This window comes from Streptomyces sp. NPDC002181 (assembly GCF_042890485.1).
GTDB lineage: Bacteria > Actinomycetota > Actinomycetes > Streptomycetales > Streptomycetaceae > Streptomyces.
Genome location: NZ_JBIASC010000012.1, coordinates 189,101 through 214,574, shown reverse-complemented (window position 1 = coordinate 214,574; position 25,474 = coordinate 189,101). Strand labels below are relative to the sequence as shown.

The 25,474-nt window shown below is 72.2% G+C and carries 32 protein-coding genes; 24 read left to right on the top strand and 8 right to left on the bottom strand.

Going from position 1 to position 25,474, the window contains the following annotated elements:
• Positions 1-35: 35 nt before the first annotated feature.
• Complete coding sequence (locus ACFYXV_RS26850) at positions 36-1,058, bottom strand: LacI family DNA-binding transcriptional regulator (RefSeq protein ID WP_385470320.1); 1,023 nt, start codon at positions 1,056-1,058, stop codon at positions 36-38.
• A gap of 24 nt (positions 1,059-1,082) precedes the next feature.
• On the bottom strand, positions 1,083-1,886 hold the full coding sequence (locus tag ACFYXV_RS26845; protein WP_383499246.1) for a response regulator transcription factor: 804 nt from the start codon (positions 1,884-1,886) through the stop codon (positions 1,083-1,085).
• A 451-nt stretch (positions 1,887-2,337) separates the two neighbouring features.
• Between ACFYXV_RS26845 and ACFYXV_RS26840 the strand changes: the two genes are divergently transcribed.
• The 13 genes from ACFYXV_RS26840 (at position 2,338) to ACFYXV_RS26780 (ending at position 12,293) form a co-directional block, all read left to right on the top strand.
• A complete protein-coding gene (locus ACFYXV_RS26840; RefSeq protein WP_030157092.1) occupies positions 2,338-2,592 on the top strand; it encodes a MoaD/ThiS family protein in 255 nt (84 codons plus the stop codon).
• Positions 2,593-2,602: 10 nt separating this feature from the next.
• The gene (locus ACFYXV_RS26835) at positions 2,603-4,273 is read left to right on the top strand and encodes a hypothetical protein (protein WP_389384231.1); all 1,671 of its coding nucleotides are present in this window, start codon (positions 2,603-2,605) and stop codon (positions 4,271-4,273) included.
• Positions 4,274-4,441: 168 nt separating this feature from the next.
• Positions 4,442-5,152 carry a DUF2993 domain-containing protein gene (locus ACFYXV_RS26830; RefSeq protein WP_389384230.1) on the top strand — a complete coding sequence of 237 codons (711 nt, stop codon included), beginning with the start codon at positions 4,442-4,444 and terminating at the stop codon, positions 5,150-5,152.
• 155 nt (positions 5,153-5,307) lie between these two features.
• A complete protein-coding gene (locus tag ACFYXV_RS26825) occupies positions 5,308-5,397 on the top strand; it encodes an Ms5788A family Cys-rich leader peptide (protein ID WP_350875872.1) in 90 nt (29 codons plus the stop codon).
• 233 nt (positions 5,398-5,630) lie between these two features.
• Positions 5,631-6,476: a sulfurtransferase gene (locus ACFYXV_RS26820; protein ID WP_385470313.1), complete on the top strand. Its 846-nt coding sequence runs from the start codon at positions 5,631-5,633 to the stop codon at positions 6,474-6,476.
• A gap of 60 nt (positions 6,477-6,536) precedes the next feature.
• A complete protein-coding gene (locus ACFYXV_RS26815; protein WP_030030422.1) occupies positions 6,537-6,827 on the top strand; it encodes a DUF1416 domain-containing protein in 291 nt (96 codons plus the stop codon).
• A 57-nt stretch (positions 6,828-6,884) separates the two neighbouring features.
• Complete coding sequence (locus ACFYXV_RS26810) at positions 6,885-7,220, top strand: DUF3099 domain-containing protein (RefSeq protein WP_385470371.1); 336 nt, start codon at positions 6,885-6,887, stop codon at positions 7,218-7,220.
• Positions 7,221-7,334: 114 nt separating this feature from the next.
• Positions 7,335-8,147, top strand: a complete 813-nt coding sequence (locus ACFYXV_RS26805; protein ID WP_389384229.1) for a hypothetical protein — start codon at positions 7,335-7,337, stop codon at positions 8,145-8,147.
• On the top strand, positions 8,144-8,968 hold the full coding sequence (locus ACFYXV_RS26800; protein ID WP_389384228.1) for a hypothetical protein: 825 nt from the start codon (positions 8,144-8,146) through the stop codon (positions 8,966-8,968). Before ACFYXV_RS26805 ends, ACFYXV_RS26800 begins: the two co-directional genes overlap by 4 nt.
• Complete coding sequence (locus tag ACFYXV_RS26795; protein WP_385470307.1) at positions 8,965-9,912, top strand: hypothetical protein; 948 nt, start codon at positions 8,965-8,967, stop codon at positions 9,910-9,912. The genes ACFYXV_RS26800 and ACFYXV_RS26795 overlap by 4 nt, the downstream gene beginning before the upstream one ends.
• 280 nt (positions 9,913-10,192) lie before the next feature.
• Positions 10,193-10,765, top strand: a complete 573-nt coding sequence (locus tag ACFYXV_RS26790) for an FABP family protein (protein WP_030718398.1) — start codon at positions 10,193-10,195, stop codon at positions 10,763-10,765.
• A 93-nt stretch (positions 10,766-10,858) separates the two neighbouring features.
• Positions 10,859-11,314, top strand: a complete 456-nt coding sequence (locus ACFYXV_RS26785) for a Fur family transcriptional regulator (protein WP_383347029.1) — start codon at positions 10,859-10,861, stop codon at positions 11,312-11,314.
• A 10-nt stretch (positions 11,315-11,324) separates the two neighbouring features.
• Entirely contained in the window at positions 11,325-12,293 is a 969-nt protein-coding gene (locus tag ACFYXV_RS26780) for a YgfZ/GcvT domain-containing protein (protein ID WP_385470305.1), read from the top strand.
• Positions 12,294-12,312: 19 nt separating this feature from the next.
• On the opposite strand, the gene dtd is transcribed toward ACFYXV_RS26780, so the two are convergent.
• Entirely contained in the window at positions 12,313-12,738 is a 426-nt protein-coding gene (gene dtd / locus ACFYXV_RS26775) for a D-aminoacyl-tRNA deacylase (RefSeq protein WP_383347023.1), read from the bottom strand.
• Positions 12,739-12,900: 162 nt separating this feature from the next.
• On the opposite strand from dtd, the gene ACFYXV_RS26770 reads away from it, so the two are divergent.
• The 3 genes from ACFYXV_RS26770 to ACFYXV_RS26760 all read left to right on the top strand — a co-directional run bounded on the left by ACFYXV_RS26770 (position 12,901) and on the right by ACFYXV_RS26760 (position 15,645).
• Positions 12,901-13,536, top strand: coding sequence for an AmfC protein (locus ACFYXV_RS26770; protein WP_385470302.1), 636 nt, complete (start codon positions 12,901-12,903; stop codon positions 13,534-13,536).
• A gap of 81 nt (positions 13,537-13,617) precedes the next feature.
• Positions 13,618-14,862 carry a GNAT family N-acetyltransferase gene (locus ACFYXV_RS26765; RefSeq protein ID WP_385470300.1) on the top strand — a complete coding sequence of 415 codons (1,245 nt, stop codon included), beginning with the start codon at positions 13,618-13,620 and terminating at the stop codon, positions 14,860-14,862.
• A gap of 6 nt (positions 14,863-14,868) precedes the next feature.
• Entirely contained in the window at positions 14,869-15,645 is a 777-nt protein-coding gene (locus ACFYXV_RS26760; protein ID WP_389384227.1) for a putative protein N(5)-glutamine methyltransferase, read from the top strand.
• A gap of 17 nt (positions 15,646-15,662) precedes the next feature.
• Here ACFYXV_RS26760 and ACFYXV_RS26755 read toward each other — a convergent pair whose 3' ends face one another.
• Positions 15,663-16,022: a deoxyxylulose-5-phosphate synthase gene (locus ACFYXV_RS26755; RefSeq protein ID WP_385470296.1), complete on the bottom strand. Its 360-nt coding sequence runs from the start codon at positions 16,020-16,022 to the stop codon at positions 15,663-15,665.
• A gap of 90 nt (positions 16,023-16,112) precedes the next feature.
• On the opposite strand from ACFYXV_RS26755, the gene ACFYXV_RS26750 reads away from it, so the two are divergent.
• Together ACFYXV_RS26750 and ACFYXV_RS26745 are read left to right on the top strand one after the other, a co-directional pair.
• Positions 16,113-16,595, top strand: a complete 483-nt coding sequence (locus ACFYXV_RS26750; protein WP_385470294.1) for a helix-turn-helix transcriptional regulator — start codon at positions 16,113-16,115, stop codon at positions 16,593-16,595.
• Positions 16,596-16,605: 10 nt separating this feature from the next.
• Positions 16,606-16,800, top strand: coding sequence for a hypothetical protein (locus ACFYXV_RS26745; protein WP_385470292.1), 195 nt, complete (start codon positions 16,606-16,608; stop codon positions 16,798-16,800).
• A gap of 199 nt (positions 16,801-16,999) precedes the next feature.
• Here the strand turns inward: ACFYXV_RS26745 and ACFYXV_RS26740 are convergent, their stop codons facing one another.
• A complete protein-coding gene (locus ACFYXV_RS26740) occupies positions 17,000-17,206 on the bottom strand; it encodes a cold-shock protein (RefSeq protein ID WP_385470290.1) in 207 nt (68 codons plus the stop codon).
• Positions 17,207-17,434: 228 nt separating this feature from the next.
• On the opposite strand from ACFYXV_RS26740, the gene ACFYXV_RS26735 reads away from it, so the two are divergent.
• The 4 genes from ACFYXV_RS26735 (at position 17,435) to ACFYXV_RS26720 (ending at position 19,651) form a co-directional block, all read left to right on the top strand.
• Entirely contained in the window at positions 17,435-17,824 is a 390-nt protein-coding gene (locus tag ACFYXV_RS26735; RefSeq protein WP_385470288.1) for a hypothetical protein, read from the top strand.
• 318 nt (positions 17,825-18,142) lie between these two features.
• The gene (locus ACFYXV_RS26730; RefSeq protein WP_383347002.1) at positions 18,143-18,553 is read left to right on the top strand and encodes a helix-turn-helix domain-containing protein; all 411 of its coding nucleotides are present in this window, start codon (positions 18,143-18,145) and stop codon (positions 18,551-18,553) included.
• 26 nt (positions 18,554-18,579) lie between these two features.
• A complete protein-coding gene (locus ACFYXV_RS26725) occupies positions 18,580-19,161 on the top strand; it encodes a hypothetical protein (protein ID WP_385470285.1) in 582 nt (193 codons plus the stop codon).
• 142 nt (positions 19,162-19,303) lie between these two features.
• Positions 19,304-19,651, top strand: a complete 348-nt coding sequence (locus ACFYXV_RS26720) for a DUF2516 family protein (protein ID WP_366100734.1) — start codon at positions 19,304-19,306, stop codon at positions 19,649-19,651.
• Between the two features lie 48 nt (positions 19,652-19,699).
• Here ACFYXV_RS26720 and ACFYXV_RS26715 read toward each other — a convergent pair whose 3' ends face one another.
• The 3 genes from ACFYXV_RS26715 to ACFYXV_RS26705 form a co-directional block, all read right to left on the bottom strand.
• Positions 19,700-21,001, bottom strand: a complete 1,302-nt coding sequence (locus tag ACFYXV_RS26715) for a PP2C family protein-serine/threonine phosphatase (RefSeq protein ID WP_389384226.1) — start codon at positions 20,999-21,001, stop codon at positions 19,700-19,702.
• Positions 21,002-21,234: 233 nt separating this feature from the next.
• A complete protein-coding gene (locus ACFYXV_RS26710) occupies positions 21,235-22,296 on the bottom strand; it encodes an NlpC/P60 family protein (protein ID WP_389384225.1) in 1,062 nt (353 codons plus the stop codon).
• Positions 22,297-22,523: 227 nt separating this feature from the next.
• Positions 22,524-23,336 (bottom strand): class I SAM-dependent methyltransferase, encoded by an 813-nt coding sequence (locus ACFYXV_RS26705; protein WP_385470279.1) that lies wholly within the window; start codon positions 23,334-23,336, stop codon positions 22,524-22,526.
• A gap of 252 nt (positions 23,337-23,588) precedes the next feature.
• On the opposite strand from ACFYXV_RS26705, the gene mshA reads away from it, so the two are divergent.
• The gene (gene mshA / locus ACFYXV_RS26700) at positions 23,589-24,959 is read left to right on the top strand and encodes a D-inositol-3-phosphate glycosyltransferase (RefSeq protein ID WP_389384224.1); all 1,371 of its coding nucleotides are present in this window, start codon (positions 23,589-23,591) and stop codon (positions 24,957-24,959) included.
• Complete coding sequence (locus tag ACFYXV_RS26695; RefSeq protein WP_385470275.1) at positions 24,952-25,440, top strand: YbjN domain-containing protein; 489 nt, start codon at positions 24,952-24,954, stop codon at positions 25,438-25,440. The genes mshA and ACFYXV_RS26695 overlap by 8 nt, the downstream gene beginning before the upstream one ends.
• The last annotated feature ends 34 nt before the right edge of the window (positions 25,441-25,474 follow it).

The following is a 25,474-nucleotide window of genomic DNA, read 5'->3' as shown; positions in this document are numbered from 1 at the left end:
GCCGGGACGTCGGCCCGGGGCGCGTGAAAATGGGGTCAGCGGCAGCCGCAGGAGCGGCGGACCACCAGGGCCGACGGGAACTGCTTCAGGCGTTCGCGGCGGGAGCCGGCCACGCGCAGGGCGTCGTCCAGGACGAGGTCCACGGCCGCGCGGGCCATCGCCGGCCGGTCCGAGGCGATCGTCGTCAGCGGCGGGTCCGTCAGGGCCGCCTCCTTGACGTCGTCGAAGCCGGCCACCGCCAGCTCACCGGGGACGTCGATGCGCAGTTCGCGCGCCGCGCGCAGGACGCCGATGGCCTGGTCGTCCGTGGCGCAGAAGACGGCCGTAGGCCGGTCCGGCCGCGCCAGGACCTCCAGGGCGACCGTGTACGCGTCGTAGCGGTTGTACGGGGCCTCGATCAGCCTGCCCTCGATCGAGCGGCCCGCCTCCAGCATGGCCCGGCGCCAGCCCTCGACGTGGTCGGCGACCGGGTCGCCGACCGAGGGGGTGTTCTCGATGCCGCCGATGCAGGCGACGTACTCGTGCCCGTGCTCCAGCAGGTGCCGGGTGGCGAGCTGGGCGCCGCCGATGTCGTCCGTGACGACCGCGACGTCGTCGATCGCCTCGGGGCGCTCGTGCAGCAGCACCACGCGGGCGTCCCAGGCCTCGATCTCGCTGGCGGCCTGCTCGCTCATGCCCTGGCTGACCAGGATCAGGCCCGAGACCCGCATCCCGAGGAAGGCCCGCAGGTAGTGGACCTCGCGCTCGGTGCGGTAGTCGGAGTTGCCGACCAGGACCATCTTTCCGCGCTCGGCGGCAGCCTGCTCGACCGCGTGCGCCATCTCCGCGAAGAACGGCTGGCGCGCGTCGGGGACGATCATGCCTATGAGGTCGGTGCGCCGCGAGGCCATCGCCTGGGCGACCCGGTCCGGGCGGTAGCCCAGATCCTTGATCGCGGCGAGTACACGCTCGCGCGTGGCCGGGGCGACCGGCCGGGGTCCGTTGTTGATGACGTAGCTCACGACGGCGGTAGACGTACCCGCAAGTCGTGCAACGTCATCCCGCGTCACCTTGGCCACGCTCGGGAGTCTACGCGGGGTGACCTACCTCTGGGCAGGCCGTCCTGCGGACGAGGCGATCACAGGAGGTTCCTCCATACGGGGGACGCCGGAGGAGGCCTGCGCCGCCGCCTTGGCGGCCGCCTGGGCCGCCGCTTCCGCGGCCGCCCGCTCGACCTTCTCCGGTGTGACGAAGCGGTAGCCGACGTTGCGGACCGTACCGATCAGCGACTCGTGCTCGGGGCCCAGTTTCGCGCGCAGCCGCCGTACGTGCACGTCCACCGTCCGGGTGCCGCCGAAGTAGTCGTACCCCCAGACCTCCTGGAGCAGCTGGGCGCGGGTGAAGACCCGGCCCGGATGCTGCGCGAGGTACTTGAGCAGCTCGAACTCCTTGAAGGTGAGGTCGAGGACCCGCCCCTTCAGCTTCGCCGAGTACGTCGCCTCGTCGACCGACAGGTCGCCGTTGCGGATCTCCATCGGGGAGTCGTCGGAGCCGAGCTGCTGGCGGCCGGTGGCCAGTCGCAGCCGCGCCTCGACCTCGGCCGGGCCCGCGGTGTCGAGGAGGACGTCGTCGATGCCCCAGTCGGCGGTGACGGCCGCGAGGCCGCCCTCCGTGACGACGAGGATCAGCGGACAGCCGGGGCCGGTCGAGCGCAGCAGCTGGCAGAGGGAGCGGACCTGCGGCAGGTCGCGGCGGCCGTCGACGAGGATCACGTCCGCGCCGGGGGTGTCCACGAGCGCCGGGCCCTCGGCGGGGGCCACCCGGACGCTGTGCAGGAGCAGGCCGAGGGCGGGCAGCACCTCGCTGGACGGTTGGAGGGCATTGGTCAGCAGCAGGAGTGAGCTCATGCCCGACCACCTTCCCGGATCGGGCGTTCGTGCACGGTTCGCTGGTCCATCACGTCGGTTCCTCCTCGGTCCCGTCGAGGACTTTCGCGGTACTGCTTCGTACGTGGTGCGGTGTCGCTGTCCGCCGGTCCCCGCGCCCTGAGGTCCGCACGGACACCAGTGTTCTCGGTCCGTTCAACGTGCTGAAAGCACAAAAGGACCCGGGGGCAACGTTGCCCGGATCCTCTCGCCAGCAGAATAGCCCACCTGCCGCCGCTCGGCCGGGTCGGGCCTCTCCCGCTTCTGTGGTTCCTGCCACCCTTGCGGCCAGCGTATGCCCCGGTTTCACCGGATCGATGGACGTACGGGAGTCCGCCCGGGCGCACGCGGGGCGCGCGGAGGCACGCCGGATCCGGGGGCCGGAGGGTTCATCATGGAGGCCGACGGTAGAGAGCCGACGATAGGAGCTGCAGTGGCAACCGGAACCATCCGCTACTGGGCGGCGGCCAAGGCCGCGGCCAAGACGGCGGAGGAGCCGTACTCGGCGCGGACACTGGCCGAGGCGCTCGACGCCGTGCGGGAACGCCACCCCGGTGAGCTGACGCGGGTCCTGCAGCGCTGCTCCTTCCTCGTGAACGAAGAGCCCGTGGGCAAGCGCCCGCACGATGCCGTACCGCTGACCGAGGGGGGCACCGTAGAGGTGCTCCCGCCGTTCGCGGGCGGGTGAGCGGAAACCGATGAGCACTCCCGAGGAACAGCAGCAGCAACAGCAGCACCAGCAGCAGCGTCAGGAGCCGGACCCGTACGGGACCCAGACCTGGCAGTCGGACACGTGGGAAACCGGCTACCAGCCGGTGCAGCAGGCGCAGGCGCAGGCGCAGGCGCAGGCTCAGCCGCCGCTGGGTGCGCTGCCGGGCCAGCCGGTGGCCCCGGAGGGCTGGTTCCGCGACGAGGCCCCGGCCGCGCAGCCGCAGGGCTGGCCCCGGCCGGAGGCCGCGGCCCCCGAGCAGCCCGCGTACCCGTCGCCGCAGCAGCCGGTGGCGCCGGAGGGCTGGTTCCGCGAGGAGCCGCCCGCGGCGGGCTGGGCGCCGGGCGCCGGGGCGTGGGCCGACGGCTCCGCCGCGGAGCAGACGGCGTACCTCCCGCCACAGGGCGCCGCTCCGGCGGCCGGTGCCGCCGAGCAGACGGCCTACCTCCCGCCGTACCCGGGCGCGGAAGGGGGCCTGGGCGCCGCCGCGGCGGCCGAGACCGCGTACCTGCCGCCGTACCCGGGCCCCGGCGCGGCGGAGCCGCAGGCCGCCGCCGGTTCGCCGTACCCCGCCGCCGCCGACGGGCCGCAGGCGCGGGCCGTTGCTCCGGAGGGGTGGTTCCGGGACGAGGCGCCCGCCGCCCAGGCCCCGGCCCCCGCCCCCGCCGCCGACTGGCGGGAGGCGCCCGCCGGATCCGGCTCCGCAGCCGAGCAGACCGCCTACCTCCCGCCGCAGGCCGCCGCCGAGCAGACGGCCTTCCTGCCGCCGTACGCCGGCACCGCCGCGGCGGACACCCCGTACCCCGGCACCGGCACCGGCGCCGGCGCCGAGGAGCCCGCCCCCGGCGCCGACGGCGAGGAGCCCGCGTACTCCCCGCCCACGCTCGGAGGCAACACCGTGCGCGCCGTCGATCCGGCCCAGGCGCGTGCCGAGGGCCGGTCGCCGATCATCGACCCCGGGCCGCAGCCGGCCATACTGACCGCCGCGCTCGGGCTGCTGCTCGCCGGTGCCGCCGCCGTCGGGGAGCTCGCGCTCCTCGGGCCGCTGATCGTCCTCCAGGCACTCACCGCCGCCGGCTGGTTCCGGCTCAACGGCATGTGGCCCGCCCGCCAGGGCATCGCCCTCGCCTTCCTCGGAGCCCTCGTCGCCGACGCGGCCGTGCTCGCCGTGGACGACGCGTACGGCCCCGGCGCGATCATCGGCACCCTCGGCGCCTGGGTCCTGCTCACCCTCGTCCTCCAGCTGCGCAGCCACGCGGACCCCGACGAGCGGATGTACGGGCTGATGGCCTCCGTGGCCTCCGCCGCGCTCGCCATCGTCTGCGCCGGCTACCTGGCCGCCGGCTCCGCGGCCGTCAGCGTCGGCGCCGCGGCCGTCGCCGTGGCCGTCTTCGCCCGCGCGCTGCCGTTGCCGACCCCGGCCTCCGTCGGCGTCTCGCTGGCGGCCGCGACCGGAGCCGGCATCGCCGTCGGCGGGCTGACTTCCGTCGGGGTCGGCGGGGCGCTGCTGGGCCTGGCCGCCGGGGTGTGCGCGCTGATCGGGCTGCGGGTGGCCGCGTACGACTACCCGTCCAAGTTCGTGCACATGACGGCCGGCGTCGCGCTGCCGCTGGCGGCCGCCGCTCCCGCCGTCTACCTGATCGGCCGGGTGGTCGGCTGACGCCGGCCTCCGCCGGCCGACAGACGACAGACGACAGGCGACAGGCGACAGCCGTCAGGCCCGGCCCGGGCGCCATGCCCGGGATCCGGGCCTGACGGCTTCCGTACGCCCGGTCGTGGTCCACTGGAACGTACGTACGTATCGGTCGGTCAACAGGGGGAGGGGCACGTGCGGTTCCTGCGCGTCGTCGTGATCATCGCAGTGGTGCTGGGGGCGCTGTTCGCCGGCGCCGACCGATGGGCGGTGAACTACGCCGAGAACCGCCTGGCCGAGCGCATCCAGGCGCGCCAGGGGCTCGCGGGGTCCACGGCGGTGGACATACACGGGTTCCCGTTCCTGACCCAGGCGCTGAGCCACGACCTCGACCGCGTCGACGTGAAGCTCACGGGCGTGGAGGCCGTCTCGGACGGGCGCAAGACGCGGCTCTCGCAGCTCGACGCCGGCTTCCACGGCGTGACGCTGAACGGGGACTACAGCGGGGGCACCGCGAAGCGGGCCGAGGGCACGGCGCTCGTCACGTACAAGGACCTGACCGAGGCCTCGCAGACCGGTGTGACCGTCACGTACGGCGGCGCGCCCGGCAAGGTGAAGGTCACGGCGGCCGTGGAGGTCCTCGGCCGCAAGCTGGCGCCCAGCGTCGTGTCGACCGTCGCGCTCGTGGACGCCCCCGGCGGCGGCAAGATGGTCCGCGTCCGCGCCGACGACGTGCCGGGCGAGGGGCTGCCCGGGATCGAGAGCGCCGTCCGCAAGAAGACCGACTTCGACCGCCGGCTCGACAGCGGCCTGCCGTCCGGGCTCAAGCTGACCGCGCTGACCTCGGACGAGTCCGGCGTACACCTCACGCTGAGCGGTACGGACGTGGTGCTGGCCGGATCGTGAGACGGCGCGGTCCGATCCGCAGAAGGACGGGCCGCGCGAGGGCCTCCGGAGGCGGTGCGGCGGCCGACGGGGGCGTGTGCGTCCCAGTATCCGGACGATCCCGTCTCGAAATATGACACGCCGGTGACAGGGCGGCCGATTCGTCCCTACGATCCATGGCTATGAAGCATCAGCAGGCGGACCTCACGAAGCGACGGGCAGTAGACCTGTGTCGCGTCGCCGCCATGCTCTGTCGATCCATGTGACCTGTGAGCGCTTCCGCTCCATCAGCCGGACGACCGTCCTGCCCGCGTGACCGCACCGCAGCCGCCCCCTCCTGCCCACTGACGCCTCCCCGCGCAGTGCCGGGGGAGCCGACCGCGGCCGGTACGCACCAGGAAAACCCGCAGAACCCGCAGAACCCGCAGAAAAAGCACCACCTGCAGAACCTGCACCTGCACAGCACGCCCCGCCGCACACTGCCCCGGAGGAGACCACCATGAGCCGCAGCGACGTCCTCGTAGACGCCGACTGGGTCGAGGCCCACCTGAACGACGCGAACGTCGTCATCGTCGAGGTGGACGAGGACACGTCCGCGTACGACAAGAACCACATCACCAACGCCGTCCGGATCGACTGGAAGCAGGACCTCCAGGACCCGGTCCGCCGCGACTTCGTGGACCAGGAGGGCTTCGAGAAGCTCCTCTCCGCCAAGGGCATCTCCAACGAGGACACGGTGGTCCTCTACGGCGGCAACAACAACTGGTTCGCCTCCTACGCCTACTGGTACTTCAAGCTGTACGGCCACCAGGACGTCCGCCTCCTCGACGGCGGCCGCAAGAAGTGGGAGCTCGACTCCCGCGACCTGGTCGACGGCACCGAGGTCCCGAACCGCCCGGCCACCCAGTACGAGGCCCAGCCGCAGGACGCCTCCATCCGCGCCTTCCGCGACGACGTCGTGGCCGCGATCGGCTCCCTGAACCTGGTCGACGTCCGCTCGCCCGACGAGTTCTCCGGCAAGCTGCTCGCCCCGGCGCACCTTCCGCAGGAGCAGTCGCAGCGCCCCGGCCACGTGCCGAGCGCCCGCAACATCCCGTGGTCGAAGAACGCCAACGACGACGGCACCTTCAAGTCCGACGAGGAACTGACCGCCCTCTACCAGGCCGAGCAGGTCGACCTGGCGAAGGACACCATCGCGTACTGCCGCATCGGCGAGCGCTCCGCGCTCACGTGGTTCGTGCTGCACGAGCTCCTGGGCCAGGAGAACGTCAAGAACTACGACGGCTCCTGGACCGAGTACGGCTCCCTGGTCGGCGTGCCGATCGAGCTCGGCGCCAACAAGTAGTCCCGCCGGGTACGCGACGCCCGCAGGCAGTACGAAGACCTCTAGGACAGGACAGAGAACATGTGTGGAGCTCAGATCGGCGGGCCCGACCTCGCCACGCTCAAGCCCGGTGAGACCGCCATCCAGGGTCAGGTGACCAAGGACGGCGAGCCCGTCAGCGGGTACGTGCGCCTGCTCGACTCGACCGGCGAGTTCACGGCCGAGGTCCCGACCTCGGCGACCGGCCAGTTCCGCTTCTACGCGGCGACCGGCTCGTGGACCCTGCGCGCGCTGGTGCCCGGCGCCCAGGCGGACCGCGCCGTGGTCGTGGCCGAGGCCGGCGGCGTGACGGACGTGGCGATCGCGGTCTGAGCACCGCACGCCTGACATGACCGGCCGAAGGGCCGCACCCCCGGGGGTTGGACGCCACTGGAACGGGGTGCGGCCCTTCGTGCCGTCCCGGCCCTGCGCACCGGCCCCCTCCGGTCCTACCCTGGAGTCATGTACGCCCGGCGGCGCCGCGTCTACTTCGTCCTCATGGGCGGATGCGTCTTCCTCTTCGTATCCGCCTGGGCCTTCGTGCGGCTGTTCTCGGTCGAGGCGGCCGTGGCCCTGTGCGTGGTCGCCATGGTCATCCCGCCGGTCGCCGCGATGATCGCGAACCGCCGCGGTCCGGACGACCGCTGGTGGGACGACCCCTCGGGGGACCCGAAGTCCGACGAGTGGTGGGACGAACTGGACGGAAAGCGGCGCCACGAGGACTGAAACGCCGCGAGATACGAACGTAATAAGCGTGCGTACAACCACCCCCCTCGCGTACACGTCATGCGTGTGCACGGGTGATCACCCGATGCCCCGTGTCCTGTGGGGGGGACTTCCTTGGAACACGCACAAACCAGCTCCGAACGGCCGGCGGGGGAGGAGACCGGGACCGCGGCCGAGACCGGGACCGGGACCGCGGCCGAGACCGCCGTCCGTCCGCGCGCCGGGCGCCGCACGGTCCTGCTGATCGCCGGGGCCGCCGTGCTCGGCGTGCTCGCGGGCACGGTCACCGGCTACGCGATCCAGTACCACCGCGAGCCCACGCCGCTGCCGCCGCTGGCGCAGCAGAAGATCGACCAGCCGAAGCCGCAGGCTCCGAACGAGTCGACGAGCTCGCGCTCCATCAATGCCAACCGCTGGTACAAGACGGACGACGACCTGGTCAAGACGCTGATCGAGGCTCCGTCCGGGGTGGAGGTCCGCAACCGCGGGACCGAGTCCCCGGACGAGTTCTCGGCGGACTTCTACAAAGAGCCGGGCAGCGGCCTCGACAGCCAGCTCAGGAACGACATACGGCGGATCGCCCGGCTGGAGTGGGCCCAGGACGACCGGAACTTCGTCGAGGTCCGTCTCTTCCAGTACAAGGACCGCTCCGGAGCCGACTCGTACCAGCACGCCCACAGGTACATGTCGGAGAAGGACCACGCGGGCAACGCGGGCAAGGACCTGCCCGGCGTGCCCGCCGAGTACGGCCATCTGTGGGTGGATTCCGCGCAGCGCGAGACGGAGGGTTACCTCCCGACGAAGTCGGCGCGGGTGGTCGCCCGGCGCGGGGACATCGTCATGGATATCAAGTACATGAACAACCGCGGCGTCATCGACGAGAAGGACATCGTCGAGATCGCCAAGCGACAGTGGGAGCGGCTGTGAGCGACCCGCAGGACAGCAGCGCCGCAGCGGCCGCCGCGGCCGGCCCCGACACGATGCCCGCCGCCGGGCCGCGGGCGCGGCGGCGCCGCACCGTGACCCTGATCGCGGGCGGGCTCGCCGTCGTCCTCCTCGCCGGCGGGGCGCTCTGGGGGGCCGACCGGATCGCCGGTGCCGACCGCACCGCGCCGACCCGCTACTGGATCGAGGCGGGCGTCGATCCCCTGCCCACCGGTGCCCCGGAACCGGACCCGACGGTGCCGCCGAACGAGCTGACGGGCAAGCTGCTGCCGATGCCGTCCGGTTTCGAACTCGGCCCCGACATCGACGTCGACGGCAACGACTTCTACGTGTCGGGCGAGCGGGCGCTCCTTGCGCTCAAGGACGGGCACTCGGGGCTCTCCGGGGACCAGCGGGCTGAACGGGACAAGGGGCTGGCCGAACTGAAGCTCAAGGGCATGGCCGGACGCAGCTACTTCGATCGCAGCACCAACCGGGTGATGGAGATCCGCCTCACCCAGGCCGACCCCCAGGCCCTCGCGAAGTTCTCCGAGTTCAGCAAGAAGCTGCTGGAGCTCATCGGGGACGATCGCGACGCACCGAAGATCGAGGGCTTCCCCGATGCCAAGTGCGCACTGCAGGCCCTCGGCAAGGCGAAGCTGGAAGAGCAGCACAAGATCGACACCATCGACTGCGTGGCCCTCCAGGGCGATGTGCTGGTGGCCTTCCGGATGTACAGGTCGAGGCCCTTCGCCGCGAACGAGGCAGCCGTCCTGTTCAAGCAGCAGCTGAGCCACCTGAAGTCCCCCGGGGAGTCCGTGTGACCGAGCAGAACACCGCCGACGCGGCCGTACCGGCTCCCGAGGCCGCCGTACCGGCTCCTGAGGCCGCCGTACCGGCTCCCGAGGCCGCCGCACCGGCCGGCCAGCCGCAGCTCCCGGCGCCCGCCGCGGCACCCGTCGTGCCCAAGGACCGCCGCAAGCTGTTCGCCGCCCTGCGCTGGACGGCCGCCGCGGCCGTCTTCGCCGCGGTCGGCGCGGGGGTCGCGTACGGGATCGCCGGGGCCGAGCGCACCGACGTCCCCGGCCTGTCCACCCGGGACGACGGCCGCTGGACCTACCCGACCCTGTCCAAGCCCGCCCTGCCCGCCGGCGCCGCGCCGGCCAGGCCCGACGGCAGCAGAGGAGCCGAGACGCATTACGCGCCGCTCACGAGCCTGCTGCTGCCGGCCCCCCAGGGCAGTACGCCGGACGCCGGGCTCAAAGCCGACAAGGACCAGCTGGTCTCCGCCGACGCCTTCCTGGAGGAGTACGCCCCCGACAGCCGGGCGAAGCTGAAGACGGAACTGGAGTACGAAGGGCTGCGCCAGATCGCCGCCCGCGGCTGGACCACCCCCGACGGGACGCGCACGCGGGTCTACCTGCTGCGCTTCCACGCCGCGGGCTTCGTGGACGGCTTCCACGGCTGCACCTACGACACGCGGCCGGCCGGCGCCCCCGTCCTGGAGCTGGACCCGGCCTGGAGCGACGTCAGGAGCAAGCAGCCCGTCGTCACGGACCAGCACGTCGCCGGGTACCCCGTCGGCCTCACCAGCACCGACATCAGCCTGTACCAGGAGCCCAAGCCGGCGAACGGCGACGAACAGACCAAGCTCGGGTGCCTCCAGGCGGGTGACATCCAGGCGGTGATCGTCCAGACCCGCAAGGGCGAGGTGGCCACCGTCCCCTTCCACCAGACGGTGATCCTGCAGAGCCAGCTGCTGAGCTGACCGATCACGGGCGGAAACGGCCGTGCGGCCCACCTCGCGGAGTGCACCGGTCCCCGGGCCAGTAGGCTTGGGGACCGGCCCCGTACACGCCCACATCACTCCGAGGAGCACCCCGTGCTTGAGGCAATCTTCACCTCCCTGCTGGTCCTGGTCTGCGTCGGCGTGCTCGCCTTCACCGGCCTCGCAGTGAAGAAGCTGTACCAGGGCCAGCGCTGATCGTCCGATCGGCCGCCCTCCCGGACCCGGAACCCCTCCCCACAGATCGCCTGAGCAGCCACACATGATCCAGATCCCGTCCGACCTGAACCCGGGCCTCGTCCCCCTCGCCTTCCTCCTCGGTACCTGGGAAGGCGCGGGCGTCTTCGACTTCCCCGGCGAAGAGAAGTGCAACTTCGGCCAGGAAGTCGTCTTCAGCCACGACGGCCGGGACTTCCTGGAGTACACCTCCCACAGCTGGGTCCTCGACGCCGAGGGCAACAAGGTGCGGCCGCTGGAGTCGGAGTCCGGCTACTGGCGCATCGACAAGGACCGCAAGGTCGAGATCGTCATGGTCCGCGACCAGGGCGTCGTCGAGGTCTGGTACGGCGAGCTCGCCGACCAGAAGCCGCAGATCGACCTGGCCACGGACGCCGTGGCGCGGACCGCGGCCTCGGGCCCGTACAGCGGCGGCAAGCGGCTCTACGGCTACGTGAAGAGCGACCTCATGTGGGTCGGCGAGAAGGCCACCCCGGACGTCGAGCTGCGCCCGTACATGTCGGCCCAGCTCAAGAAGGTCGTCACCCCGGAAGAGGTCGCCGAGATGGCGCGCAACCTCCCGGACATGCCGGACGACGGCATCGCCTTCTTCCGCTGACGGATCCGTCAGCGGATCCGGCAGGCGGATCCCTCCACGATCGGGGACCGCGGGCTCGGCCCGCGGTCCCCTTCGCGCGCTTACACTGGCCGGGTGGGGAGCATCGGAGACACCGAGAGTGCCGACTGGAAGAGCGACCTGCGGCAGCGCGGATACCGGCTGACCCCGCAGCGCCAGCTCGTGCTGGAAGCGGTCGACAGCCTGGAGCACGCGACACCGGACGAGATCCTCGCCCAGGTGCGCAAGACCGCCTCCGGGGTCAACATCTCCACCGTCTACCGCACGCTTGAACTCCTGGAGGAGCTCAAGCTGGTCTCGCACGCCCACCTCGGGCACGGGGCCCCCACGTACCACCTCGCCGACCGGCACCACCACATCCACCTGGTCTGCCGCGAGTGCACCGACGTGATCGAGGCGGATGTGGACATCGCCGCCGAGTTCACCGCGAAGCTGCGCGCCACCTTCGGTTTCGAGACCGACATGAAGCACTTCGCGATCTTCGGACTCTGCAAGAAGTGCGCCGCCAAGGAGCAGGACGCCCCGTCGTAGGCTTGGTGGCATGACCAGCAGCCCCTTGCTCCATCTCCCCGGCGCCGTACCGGCCGAAGGCCGCGACGAGGGCGTCGCCGCCCACTACGGAGAGCTGTACGGCGAACAGCGCGCGCTCGCCGACGGCCGCGGTTTCGTCGACCTCTCGCACCGCGGAGTCGTCACCGTCACCGGACCGGAGCGGCTGAGCTGGCTGCACCTGCTGCTCACCCAGCACCTGACGGAACTCCCGCCCGGGCAGGCCACCGAGGCGCTGATCCTCTCCGCCAACGGCCACATCGAGCACGCGCTCTACCTCGTCGACGACGGCGAGACCGTGTGGGCGCACGTGGAGCCCGGCACCCAGGAGGCGCTGATCGCCTACCTGGAGTCGATGAAGTTCTTCTACCGCGTCGAAGTCGCCGACCGCACCGCCGACTTCGCCGTCGTCCACCTGCCGGCCGGCTCCATCGCCGAGGTCGCCAAGGAGCACCCCGTACGGGAGACCCCGTACGGCCGCGACGTCTTCCTGCCCCGCGACGGGCTGGAGGCCTTCGCCGCCTCCCACGGCCCCGCCGCGGGCCTCCTCGCCTACGAGGCGCTGCGCGTCGAGGCGCACCGGCCGCGGCTCGGACTGGAGACCGACCACCGCACCATCCCGCACGAGCTGGGCTGGATCGGCACCGCCGTGCACCTCCAGAAGGGCTGCTACCGCGGCCAGGAGACGGTGGCCCGCGTCCACAACCTGGGGAAGCCCCCGCGCCGCCTGGTCTTCCTGCACCTGGACGGCTCCGAGGTGCTGCTCCCGGCGCACGGCACGCCGATCCGGCTCGCCGCCGACGGGGAGGAGGGCCGCCAGCTGGGCTTCGTGACCACCGCGGTCCGCCACCACGAGCTCGGCCCGATCGCGCTCGCGCTGGTCAAGCGGAACGTGCCGGTCGACGCCCCGCTGCTGGCCGGCAACACGGCCGCCGCGCAGGAGGTCGTCGTCGCGCCGTGACGGCGGCGCCCGGGCGCCCCTAGATGTCGATGACGATGGTGAACGGGCCGTGGTTGGTCAGCGAGACACGCATGTCCGCGCCGAACCGGCCCGTCTCCACCGTCGCCCCCAGCGCCCGCAGCTGCCGGACGACCTCGTCGACCAGCGGCTCGGCGACCTCGCCGGGCGCCGCCGCGTTCCAGGTGGGGCGCCGGCCCTTGCGGGCGTCCCCGTAGAGCGTGAACTGGGAGATCACCAGCAGCGGGGCGTTCACGTCGCTGCAGGACTTCTCCGCCTCCAGGATCCGTACGGACCACAGCTTGCGCGCCAGCTGCGCCGCCTTCTCCGGGGTGTCGTCGTGGGTCACCCCCACCAGCACGCACAGCCCCTCGCCGACGATCTCGCCCACGGTCTCGCCGGCCACGACGACGCTCGCGCCGTCCACCCTCTGCACCACTGCTCGCATACCACCTGTGTATCAGGCGTGCACCCATCAGGGGCCGATCGGGTGGAGTGGGACTGCACCCGCACCACGGAGAGTGGCACGATGCACGCAGGCGGTGCTTCCCTCCGGTCCCATGGGCCGGGAGAGACCCCATGCACCGGTCGAGGGGACGGACACGTTCACATGAATACTTCTGGTACCTCCGTACCTGCTTCACCCGCACCGGCATCACCCGCGGCCACTCCGACGGGCAGCGCGGTCCGACCGCCCGCGCAGCGCACGGGCGGGGAGCAGGCGCCGACCACGCCCGCCGCCGCGCCCGCCGCCGGCCCCGCCACCGCGCTCGGGCTGCCGGAGCTCCGTACGCTGCGCCGCGACGCGCAGCGCGACGAGGCCGACCTGAGCTACGTGCGCAGGCTCCTCCAGGGCCGGATCGACATCCTGCGTGCCGAACTGGCCCGGCGCAGCGACCCGGAGGCGCCGGTGACCCCGGATCCGCCGGTGGTGGACCGGCTCTCGGAGATCCTCGCCGACGCGCCCTCCAGCCGCAGCGCCTCCGCCCGGCACGTCACGCTGTGCACCCCGCACAGCGAGGAGTTCCGGCTGCTGGCGGCGGAGATGCTCTCCGACGTGGAGCTGTCGGACCTGGCGGCCCGCACCGACGGCGAACTGCACGACGCGATGGCCCGGTTGGTGCGGTACGAACAGCAGGTCTCGCGGCGCAGACAGCAGTTGCAGCGGACGGCGGACGACTGCAGCGCGGAGATCACCCGGCGCTACCGGGAGGGCGAGGCACAGGTGGACGACCTGCTGGCGTAGCCGTGGGTTGCCCGTCCGGCGTGGTCCGGCGCGGGTAATTCGCGCGACTGCGGCCGGGGGCGGCGGTTAGCGTGGCCGGTCATGAGTGCTGCCGTCCGGCCGATCGCCGAATCCGAATTCCCCGAGTGGCTGCGAGCCGTGAACAGCGGCTTCCTGCGCCCAGTACCCGTCACCGAATCCGAAATCGCCCAGCGGGCCGAGCACACCGACTTCGCCCGTACGCTCGGCGCCTTCGACGAGTCCGGCGGCCGCATCGTGGCCACCTTCCGCTCCTTCGCCCAGGAGCTGACCGTCCCGGGCGGGTCGAGCGTGCCCGCGAGCGCCGTCACCAACGTCGCCGTCCTGCCCACGCACCGCCGCCGCGGTCTGCTGACCCGGATGATGGCCACCGAGCTGGCGGCCGCACGGGAGCGCGGTGACGTCGTGTCCACGCTGATCGCCGCCGAGTACCCGATCTACGGGCGGTACGGGTACGGGCCCGCCGCCTCGATCGCCGAGTGGGAGATAGACGTGAGCCGCACCGGGCTCGACCCCCGCTGGTCGGGGCCCGCGGACGGCGGCCGGATCGAGCTGGTGGACGCGGCCGGGGCGCGCGCGATAGGCCCGGGTCTGCACGAGCGGCTGCGGGCGGTCTCGCCCGGAACGGTCAGCCGCACCCCGCGCTGGTGGAACGTGGCCACCGGGCTGGAGGAGATCCCTTCCCGCCCGTACAAGGCGAGGTTCTACGCCGTGTACCGGACGGCGGAGGGCGAAGCGGCCGGCCTCGCCGCGTACGCGTCCGACGCGCACTGGACGGACGCGAAGGTCCCGCTCAACACCCTGCAGGTCGATGACCTGATCGCGGTCACCCCCGAGGCCCAGCGCGCGCTGTGGCACTTCCTGTGCTCGATCGACTGGGTACGGCGCGTGCGCACCGGTTACCGGGCCCCCGACGACCTCGTGGCGCAGCTCCTGCCCGACCCGCGCGCGGCCGGGATCGTGACGGCCTCGGACTTCCTGTGGGTGCGGGTGCTGGACGTCGTACGGGCGCTGGGCGCGCGGACGTACGCCGTGCCCGGGGTGCTCGTACTGGAGGTGGCGGACCCGGCGGGTCCGGCCGCCGGGCGCTACCGTCTGGACGCGGGCACGGGGAAGTGCACGGTCACGCAGGAGCCGGCCGACCTGCGGCTGGACGCGTCGGCGCTGGGCGCGCTGTACCTCGGCGACGAGTCGGCGGTACGGCTCGGCGCGCTCGGGCGGATCGTGCAGGAGCGGCCGGGGGCGCTGGCGCTCGCGGACGCGGTCTTCCGCACGGCGCGCCGCCCGTGGTGCCCGGACGTCTTCTGAGAGGGATTGGATCCAGTGACTTCGATTGTCGAGACCCTGCGCGCGGCGGGCTGCGTCTTCGCGGAGGAGGAGGCGCAGCTGCTGACGGCCGCCGCCGAGGACGACGGGCACCTGGCGGACCTGGTGGCCCGCCGGGCGGGCGGTGAACCGCTGGAACACGTCGTCGGGTGGGCGGAGTTCTGCGGGCTGCGCATGCGTGTGGGCGCGGGGGCGTTCGTACCGCGGCGGCGCACCGAGTTCCTGGTGCGGGAGGCGGTGACGCTGGGCCGTCCGGACGCCGTCGTACTGGACCTGTGCTGCGGGGTCGGCGCCCTGGGCGCGGCGGTGGCGGCGCAGCTGGGCGCCGGGGTGGAGCTGCACGCGGCGGACATCGATCCGGCGGCGCTGGAGTACGCGCGGCTGAACGTGGCCCCGTACGGAGGGCGGGTCCACGAGGGCGATCTGTACGCGGCGCTGCCCGACTCGCTGCGCGGGCGGGTGGACCTGCTGCTGGTCAACGCCCCGTACGTGCCGACGGAGGAGATCGGGCTGCTCCCGGCGGAGGCCCGCGAGCACGAGCCGCTGACCTCGCTGGACGGCGGCCCGGACGGCCTGGACATCCACCGCCGGGTGGCGTCGGGGGCCCTGCCGTGGCTGGCCCCGGGCGGCCGCCTGCTGATCGAGACGAGCGCCCGCCAGTCCCCGCGTACGGCCTCGGCGCTGTCGGCGGGGGGCCTGGCGGTCCGCGCCACCACCTCGGAGGAGCTGCACGCCACCCTGGCGATCGGCACCCGCGCGGCCTGAGGGGCCGGGGCGGCCCGCTAGGGGGTGGTGAGGGCCCGGGCGAGGGGCCGGCCGGTCCTGCGGGCCCGCTCCGTACCTTCCCGCACCTCGCGCAGGGTGCGCGGGCGGTAGCCGGGTCCGCAGCCGCAGCAGGCCTGCCGGAAGTCGACCCCGGCGGCCAGCAGCGCGCCGACCACGCGCCAGCCGTCGACGTCCCGGCGCGGCGGCGCCGCGAAGGCGTCCCCGGCGCACACCAGCGCCCCGCGGCACCTCGGGCACAGGTGGTCCCGCTCTGCGCCGTGCTCGTCGTAGCGCGCGAGCTTGAGGGAGATCCGGCACGTCAGACAGACGTGGGCGAAACGGTGGGGCACGGCGAGTTCCTCCTCGTAGAGCCGCACGGCCGCGGGCTGTCCCGCGAGGGTACGGACAACGCGGCTGCCGGGCCAATGAGTTGTCCGGGGCCCGGCGGGGGCGCGTACGCTGGCGGGGTGACGCTCGATGACCTCAGACGGCTGCGGCGGGCCCGGGACATGATGGACCGCGAGTACGCGCGGCCCCTCGATGTGGCCGAGCTGGCGGGCGTCGCCCTGATGTCGGCGGGGCACTTCTCCCGCAGCTTCCGGGCCGCCTTCGGCGAGACCCCGTACAGCTACCTCATGACCCGGCGCGTGGAGCGGGCGAAGGCGCTGCTGCGGCGGGGGGACCTGAGCGTCACGGAGGTCTGCTTCGAGGTCGGCTGCACCTCGCTCGGCTCCTTCAGCTCCCGTTTCACCGAGCTGGTCGGCGAGAGTCCGAGCGCGTACCGGGCCCGCAGCCACGAACCGGGCGCGGCCATCCCGGCGTGCGTCGCCAAGATCCTCACGCGGCCGGTCAGGAACGGCCCGGCGACGAGCGGGCCCGTCGAGACCGACGCGGCCGGGAGCGCCACCGCCGAGAGCCGTCCGGAAGCGGGATCCGGCGCCCGCGCCTAGCGTCGGCCGCATGGCGATCGGGCTGTCCCAGTGCTTCGTCGCGGTCGACGACCACGACAAGGCGCTCGCCTTCCACCGCGACGCCCTCGGCCGTGAGCTCCGCAACGGCGTGGCGTGCGAGGGGATGCGAGCGCATCCGCGCCGCGGGGGAGACGTCCTCCAGGAGCCGGCCGACCAGCCGTACGGAGTCGCTTGTCCACGCTGACTTCTCTTTGCGCGCAGAAGCGGAGCGGTTCACTCGCGATGTCGTTGCAGTTGCGGGCGTGATGCCAGAAACTCATCGAGAATGAACCGCTCCGAGATCATGCTGCCTGAATAGGCTATTTTCTCGAGGTGAGATATTTCCCCCCTCACCGAAGGGGGTGGTTTGTGCGCCGCCCCTTCGGGCAGTGCAAGCGCTAGCGCTAGCGCAGAACAGTCACGTTTGCGGCCTGGGGACCCTTGGAGCCCTGCTCGGGGTCGTAGCTCACACGGTCGTTCTCTTCAAGGCTCTTGTAGCCGTGACCGGCGATGCAGCTGTAATGAACGAAAACGTCGGGGGTATTTTCATCGGGCGCGATGAAACCGAAGCCCTTTTCGCTGTTGAACCACTTGACCGTGCCAGTTGCCATGATACTTCTCCGTGCTGCTACTAATTTGACCGGAGAGCTGAATCAGCTATCTCCGGAACGTGATTCCTCAATCAAACCACCACGGGGCGATCATTGCAGGCCTCTTCGGTCAGCGGATGAGGCAACCCGGAAGACCTGGGGGTCTGCCTCTCTGCCTCTGCCGGGCGACCCCGCCTCGAAGGACGGTAGGAGGGCTACCGGAATTCGAATGGCGATATGGTGGCTTCCGTGAACCGCGCAGAGGGAATGCGATGCTGGCAGGCGTTTGCGATGGATAGCGTTGACTCGATCGTCGGGCCGTACCGTGCCGCTGAGCTGGTGAACGAGTACAGGAAAAAACTCCGGGAAGAGGACCGTCTTTCCGATAAGGCGGCCCTCGCGGTAGCCTGCACTGCCTATGCCTTCGGCAGCATATACGTCCTCGCGGGTGTGGGGCAGATGTGGGAATCGCGCGCATCGGCCGGTGTTGATGAACCTGAGCGCGTCCGCATATCGGAGAAGCTCTACGATGGCCAAATTGGGCATTGCGTGAAAGCCGTTACGGCGTGTGGGGTCATCGATCTCATTCCGTTGGAACGTCTCTCGGAGGAATATTCCCTCCTGTCCTGGCCGGACTGAATCGGATCCCTGCGGTCATCTCCGCTGCGCCGAGGCCCTCGACGCGCTCGGCATGGCTTGCCCGTGTCCTGGCCCGCGGCGTCGCTCCCGCTCTCACCATCGATGGCGGCAGCGGCATCGACCACCTGAAAACTGCTCGACACCAGCCACCGCAGACGCCACCTGCACGAACAGCTCCGCGTCGCGGACTGGGAGCAACACGCACCCCAACACCTCGCCACCGTGCCCTCCTGGCGACCGGAACCCGGGCCCGCGCCCGTGGGTGATTTTGCAAGCAGCTGCTTGCAATAGTTAGCAAGGTGCGGCAGGATCGGGGCCATGGCATCGCTCAACGTCGGAAATCTCGGCGAATACCTCCGCGAGCAGAGGCGGCAGGCCCAGCTCTCGCTGCGGCAGCTGGCCGACGCGGCGGGGGTGTCGAATCCGTACCTGAGCCAGATCGAGCGCGGGCTGCGCAAGCCGAGCGCGGACATCCTCCAGCAGCTGGCCAAGGCGCTGCGGATTTCCGCGGAGACGCTGTACGTGCAGGCCGGGATCCTCGACGAGCGCGATCGCGACGAGGTCGAGACGCGGGCCGTCATACTCGGCGACCCGTCCATCAACGAGCGGCAGAAGCAGGTGCTGCTCCAGATCTACGACTCGTTCCGCAAAGAGAACGCGGCCGAGGCCGACCCGGCCGATCCGTCCGCCCCGTCCGGCGGGGACGACGCGATGCACCCTACGAACTGAACTGTGATCCGGGAGGACCAGCCACCATGGCCATCGCCGATGACCTGAAGAAGACCCTCACCGACCCGACGCCGCTCTACTTCGCCGCCGGCACCGCCGACCTCGCGGTGCAGCAGGCCAAGAAGGTGCCGGGGCTCATCGAGCAGCTGCGCGCCGAGGCCCCCGCGCGCATCGAGGCCGTGAAGAACACCGACCCGAAGATCGTCCAGGAGAAGGCGCGCGAGGCGCAGGAGGCGGTCGCCGCCAAGTTCGCCGACGTGCTGACCGCGATCGACCCGAAGAAGCTCGGGGAGACCGCGCAGGACCTGGCGCTGCGCGGGGTCGGCGTCGCCGCCGAGTACGCGGTGCGCGCCAAGGAGACGTACGACAAGGTCGCCGAGCACGGCGAGCAGGCCGTGCGGACCTGGCGGGGCGAGGTCTCCGAGGAGATCGTCGACATCGCGGTCGCCGTCGAGCCGAAGTCGGAGCAGGAGCAGGCGCCCGAGCAGCCGGCGGACGAGCCCGAGGCCGCCGGTTCCCCGGCAGAGGACAAGCCCGCCGCCCGGCGCGTCACGGCGCGCAAGAACAACGTGAAGAAGGCCACCGTCGCCGCCGGCGACGAGAGCTGAATCCCGAACGGGAATCGAATGCGGTGATGGCGGGCCGGGCACCAGTGGGGTGTCCGGCCCGTTGTTGTTTGAGAGAGCCGCCCTGCCGGTAGCGTGGAGGCAGGCGGCATCGGGCGTGCGAGCGTGAGAAGGCGGTCAGGCGATGTTGATGAACGGGTTCGATAACGGAGTGCTTCCGTTGCTCGGGTTCGCCATGCTGGCACTCGCCGTCGTGGCTTTCGTCTTCGCGCTGCTGGCGCGCGAGGACGCGTACCGTGCCGCCGACAAGCAGAGCAAGACGTTCTGGCTGGTCATCCTCGGGGTCACCGTGCTGGTGGATTTCTTCCTGGGGATGCTGTTCCTGGAGATCGCCGGGCTGGTGGCCACCATCGTGTTCTTCGTCGACGTGCGCCCGGCCCTCAAGCAGGTCTCGGGCGGCGGCCGGGGCGGCCGGCGCAGTGGCGGGAGCAGCAGCGACGGTCCGTACGGCCCGTACAACGGCGGGCGCTGACCGCGGGGCCCGGCCCCGCTCGGCCCCGCCCTGCCCTGCTCGGCCCCGTCAGGACGCGTTGCGGGAGAGCAGCACCACGGCCACGTCGTCGGTGAGCTCGCCGCCGTTGAGGCGGCGGGCCTCGGTGACGGAGGCCTCCAGCAGGCCCTCGCCGGTCAGACCGCGGTCGAGGTGCCGGTTGATCATCTCGACCATGCCGTCCTGCCCCAGCCGCTCCTTGCCCTCGCCGATGCGGCCCTCGATCAGCCCGTCGGTGTAGAGCATCAGGCTCCAGGTGCCGCCCAGCTCGACCTGGCGGCGCGGCCAGCGGGCCTTGGGCAGCAGGCCGAGCGCCGGGCCGCTGTTCTCGTACGGCAGGAGCTGTGCGCGGCGGCCCGGCCGGGATATCAGCGGGGCCGGATGGCCGGCCAGGCACAGGCCGGCGCGGCGGCCGTCGGGGGAGATGTCCACGGTGCACAGGGTCGCGAAGATCTCGTCGCCGGGGCGCTCCACCTCCAGGACCTCCTGGAGGGTCGACAGCAGGTCGTCGCCGCACAGCCCGGCCAGGGTCAGCGCGCGCCAGGCGATGCGGAGCTCGACGCCGAGGGCGGCCTCGTCGGGGCCGTGGCCGCAGACGTCGCCGATCATGGCGTGGACGGTGCCGTCGGGGGTGCGGACGGTGTCGTAGAAGTCCCCGCCGAGGAGGGCGCGGCTGCGGCCGGGGCGGTAGCGGGCGGCGAAGCGGAGGTCGGAGCCTTCGAGGAGGGGGTTGGGGAGCAGTCCCCGCTCCAGGCGGGCGTTCTCCTGGGCCCGAAGTTTCGATTCTGCGAGCTTGTACTGGGCGATGTCCGCCCGTTTTCTCTCCACCGCGTAGCGAATGGCCCGGCTCAGCAGCCGGCCGTCGAGCTCGTCGCGGAAGAGGAAGTCCTGCGCCCCGACCCGTACGGCCTCGGCGGCGCGCTCGGCGTCGGCCTCGGCGGTGAGGACGAGGACGGCGTGGCGGGGCGCTATCCGGAGCACCTCGCGCAGGGTGTCCAGCTGGTCGACGACCGCGGTGCGCGTGCCGCCCGCCGTGGTGGATCCGGCGGCGGGCAGGGAGAGGTCGAGCAGGATGCAGTGCACGTCATGGGTGAGCAGGCGCGCGGCCTCGGTGAGGTTGCGGGCGGTGCGGAGCCGGATGCGGTGCCGGTCGGCGTCGAGGATCTCGGGGACGGTGAGTCCGCCCCCGGGGTCGTCCTCGATCACCAGCAGGGTCAGGGACGCCTGGGGTGCGGTGGCGTGCGCGGCGGGTACGTGCGCGGGTGCCGGCGGGGTTGCCTGAGCGCTCTCCGTGGCGGGGGTGTCCCTCTGCCGCGGTACGGGTACGGCCATCGTCTCCGGTTCCTTCCCTCCCCCCGAGGGTGCGTCCGGCAGACCCTAGCGGGCGGTGGCCGTGGAGCGGAATGCCGCTCTGGGCCAGGGCCGCTGTCATATGCCGTTATCGCGGGGGAAAGTCCGCCTCACTGAGTGCCCACTGAATGAGAAACGTCACGGAAACGGCGATCGCCATCCCGCCCACCGAGACGTCGCCGGGCCCTGCCGGGTTCCCTCGCGGCAGGCCGCCGTTACGCGTCGGGGCGGACCACTGCCCTGATCGGCATCGAGCCGGCGCCGGCCAGGGTGACGTTGCGGCCCGGGCGGGGGGCGTGGATCATCGCGCCGTCGCCCACGTACATCCCGACGTGGCTCGCGTCGTCGAAGTAGATGATCAGGTCACCGGGCCGCATGTCCTTGATCGCGACCTTCGGCAGCAGCCGCAGCTGCTCCTGCGACGTGCGCGGGATGCCCTTGCCCGCCGCCCGCCAGGCCTGCGAGGTGAGGCCGGAGCAGTCGAAGGAGTCCGGGCCCACGGCGCCCCACACGTACGGCTTGCCCATCTGCGCCGTGGCGTACTGGACCGCCTTCTTCCCCGACTCCGACGCCGAGCTGTTGATCTCCTTCAGCACGCCCGTCGACAGCCAGGCGGTCTGCGCCTTGTACTGGGCTTCCTGCTCCAGCTGGATCAGCCGGGCCTTCTCCTCGGCCTCCAGCTTGCTCTCCAGCGACTCCGCCGACTTGATCTTCTCCTCGATCTGCTTCTTCGAGTTCTCCTGCTTGATCCGGTTGGCTTCGAGCTTCTCCCACTGCGCGCTCGCGTCCTTCGCGTACTTCTGCAAGTCGCTCTGCGTGCGGTTCAATTCGGACAGCAGGTCGGTGGTCGCCTTCTCGCCCTGGCGGATCCGGTCCGCCCCGTCGAGGAACTGGCTGGGGGTGCCGCTCAGTGCCAGCCGCGCGCCGGCCGGCATCCCGCCCGAGCGGTACTGGGCGCGCGCGGCGGCCCCCGCGCGGTTCTTCAGGCCCGTGATCCGGTCCTGGCCCGCCACGACCTGCTTCGCGATCTCGACGATCTTGGCGGACTGCGCCTTGGCCTCGCCCTCCGCGAGGTTGTACGCGTCCGTCGCCGTTCCCGCCTGGCGGTACAGCTCGTCGATCTCCTGGCGCACCTGCTCAAGGGACTTGGCGCCGGGCTCGGGCGTCGGGGCCGCCTGGGCCGAGCCCGTCATGGCCGACACCGCCAGCAGCGCCGTCGCACACAGCAGGGTGAGAGCGGACACGCCCCGCCGCCGCCTTCGCTCCACGGTCCCCATGGTCCCCCCAAGGTGCCCCGAGTCGGATCCGGTGTCAGATCTGACTATTCGTCAGTAACTTTGCGCTGCCTTCGGGATGGTGCCACGAGTGGGTGAATTCCAACACCCTCGCGAGTGGCGTCCCGATCTTGCCTCCGGTGACGGGATCGGACCCCACCCAGTCCCCCACACCCGTCCCCGACGACTCAACGGGCCACCCCGGCGACCGGTTCCCCGCCGCGCCACATTCACCCCGCCGGGCGCAACGCCTCCCAGCGCACCGTCAGTTCCCCCTGCCGCCACCGCCCGGGCCCGTCCGCCAGCGGCCAGTCCGCGGCCAGCGCCCGCGCCGTCCGGATCCAGCGCTGCCGCGCCCCGTACGAGGCGTACGGAGCCGCCGCCGCCCACGCCCGGTCGAAGTCGCGCAGGAACGCGTGGACCGGTTCCCCCGGCACATTGCGGTGGATCAGCGCCTTCGGCAGCCGCTCCGCCAGGTCCGAGGGGCGCTCCAGGGAGCCCAGGCGGGTGGCGAAGGTCACCGTGCGCGCCCCCTCGGGCCCGAGCGCCACCCACACGTGCCGCCGCCCGATCTCGTCACAGGTGCCCTCGACGAGCAGCCCGTCCGGGGCCAGCCGGGCGCACAGCCGCTCCCACACCGCCGCGACCTGCTCCTCGTCGTACTGGCGCAGTACGTTCGCCGCGCGGATCAGCGCCGGGCGGACCCCGCCCTCCAGCGGCACCTCGAACCCGCCGTGCCGGAAGCTGAGCCCTTCCCGCTCGTACGGCTTCGCCCCCGCGACCCGCGCCGGCTCGATCTCGATGCCGACCACGCGCACCCGCGGCGCCGCCTCCCGCAGCCGGGCCAGCAGCTCCACCGCCGTCCACGGCGCGGCCCCGTAGCCGAGGTCCACCGCGACCGGAGCCTGCGCGCGCCGCAGCACCGGCCCGTGCGTGGCCGCGATCCAGCGGTCCATGCGGCGCAGCCGGTTCGGGTTCGTCGTCCCGCGCGTCACCGTGCCCACGGGGCGGCGCGGGGGCGGGGCGGCGGAGCGGGAGGACATGCGCCGAGGGTAAGCGGAGCGCACCCACCTGACGGAATCCGTCCCCCGGGCAGGCCCCCGATCCGAACGCCGGGGAAAAATGCACGCTTCCCCGGAATGCGGGACGAGGCCATCCGGGTTGCACTGCTTGAAGGGCGCCCCGTGCGCTCCTTCCGGCATGCCCTGTCCGTGTCCCGTCCCCGCCCCGCACGGTGGTCCACCCGCTCCACCGTGCGCCGTCCGAGTGTCGTCCGAGCGAGAGGAACTGCTCCCTTGAGCCAGTACGTGTCCCGCCTCGGCGGCCGCATCGCCGCAGCCCGCGGCACCCGCCTCGACCCGCCCCGGCTGCGCCTGCCGGCCGTCGGCCACCACCGCAAGCCGCGCCGCGTGGCCATGCTCAGCGTGCACACCTCACCGCTGCACCAGCCCGGCACCGGCGACGCCGGCGGCATGAACGTGTACATCGTCGAGCTGGCCAAGCGCCTCGCCGCGATCAACATCGAGGTCGAGATCTTCACCCGCGCCACCGAGGGCGGCCTGCCGCACGTGGTCGAGCTGGCCCCCGGCGTCCTCGTGCGGCACGTGGACGCGGGCCCGTACGAAGGCCTCGCCAAGGAGGAGCTCCCGGCCCAGCTGTGCGCCTTCACCCATGGCGTCATGCAGGCCTGGGCCGGCCACCGGCCCGGCTACTACGACCTCGTCCACTCCCACTACTGGCTCTCCGGCCACGTGGGCTGGCTCGCCGCCGAACGCTGGGGCGTCCCCCTCGTCCACGCCATGCACACCATGGCCAAGGTGAAGAACGCCGCGCTCGCCGCGGGGGACACCCCCGAGCCCGCCGCCCGCGTCATCGGCGAGACCCAGATCGTCGCCGCCGCCGACCGGCTCATCGCGAACACCACCGAAGAGGCCGACGAGCTCGTCCGCCACTACGAGGCCGACCCCGGCAAGGTGGCCGTCGTCCACCCCGGCGTGAACCTCGACCGCTTCACCGCCGGCGACGGCCGGGCCGCCGCCCGCGCCCGCCTCGGCCTGCCCCAGGACGCCGTCATCCCGCTCTTCGCGGGCCGGATCCAGCCGCTCAAGGCCCCCGACATCCTGCTGCGCGCGGTCGCCGAGCTCGTCGACCGCGACCCGACGCTGCGCCGGCGCCTGTTCGTCCCCGTCGTCGGCGGGCCCAGCGGCAGCGGGCTCGCCAAGCCGGAGGGGCTGCAGAAGCTCGCCGCGAAGCTCGGCATCGCCGACATCGTCCACTTCCACCCGCCGGTCCGCCAGGACGCGCTCGCCGACTGGTTCCGGGCGGCGTCCGTGCTGGTCATGCCCTCGTACAGCGAGTCCTTCGGACTCGTCGCGATCGAGGCCCAGGCCACCGGCACGCCCGTACTGGCCGCCGCGGTCGGCGGGCTGCCCGTCGCCGTCAACGACGGGGTGACGGGGATCCTCGTAGCCGGGCACGACCCGGTGGACTACGCGCGCGAGCTGCGGCGCTTCGTGGACGAGCCCGGGCTCGCGGACCGGATGGGCGCCGCGGCGGCGCGGCACGCGCAGTTCTTCGGCTGGGACACGGCGGCGAGCGGCACGGCGGACGTCTACACCGCGGCCATGCACGATCACCGCCGTCGCGTACGCTCCCACCATGGCTGACACCGCCGCGATCATCGAGAGCACGCTGACCGAGGCCGGACTGGGCTGGGAGAGCCCCGAGCCCGGCTCCTACGTCGTCCAGCTCCCGGGCACGCGCAAGCTGTCCACGACCTGCTCGCTCCGGGTCGGCCGGCACTCCCTGTCGGTCAACGCCTTCGTGATCCGCCACCCCGACGAGAACGCGGCGGGCGTCCACCGCTGGCTGCTGGAGCGCAATCTCAAGCTGTACGGGATGGCCTACGCGGTCGACCCGCTCGGCGACGTCTACCTGACGGCCCGGCTCCCGCTGTCGGTCATCACCCCCGAGGACCTGGACCGGCTGCTCGGCACGGTCCTGGAGGCGGCGGACGGCGCGTTCAACACCCTGCTGGAGCTGGGCTTCGCGAGCGCGATCCGGCGCGAGTACGAGTGGCGGGTCTCGCGCGGCGAGCCGACGCGCAACCTGGACGCCTTCAAGCACCTGACGCAGCCGTCGTCCTGAGCGCGGCCCCTCCCGTACGTACGGGAGGGGAACC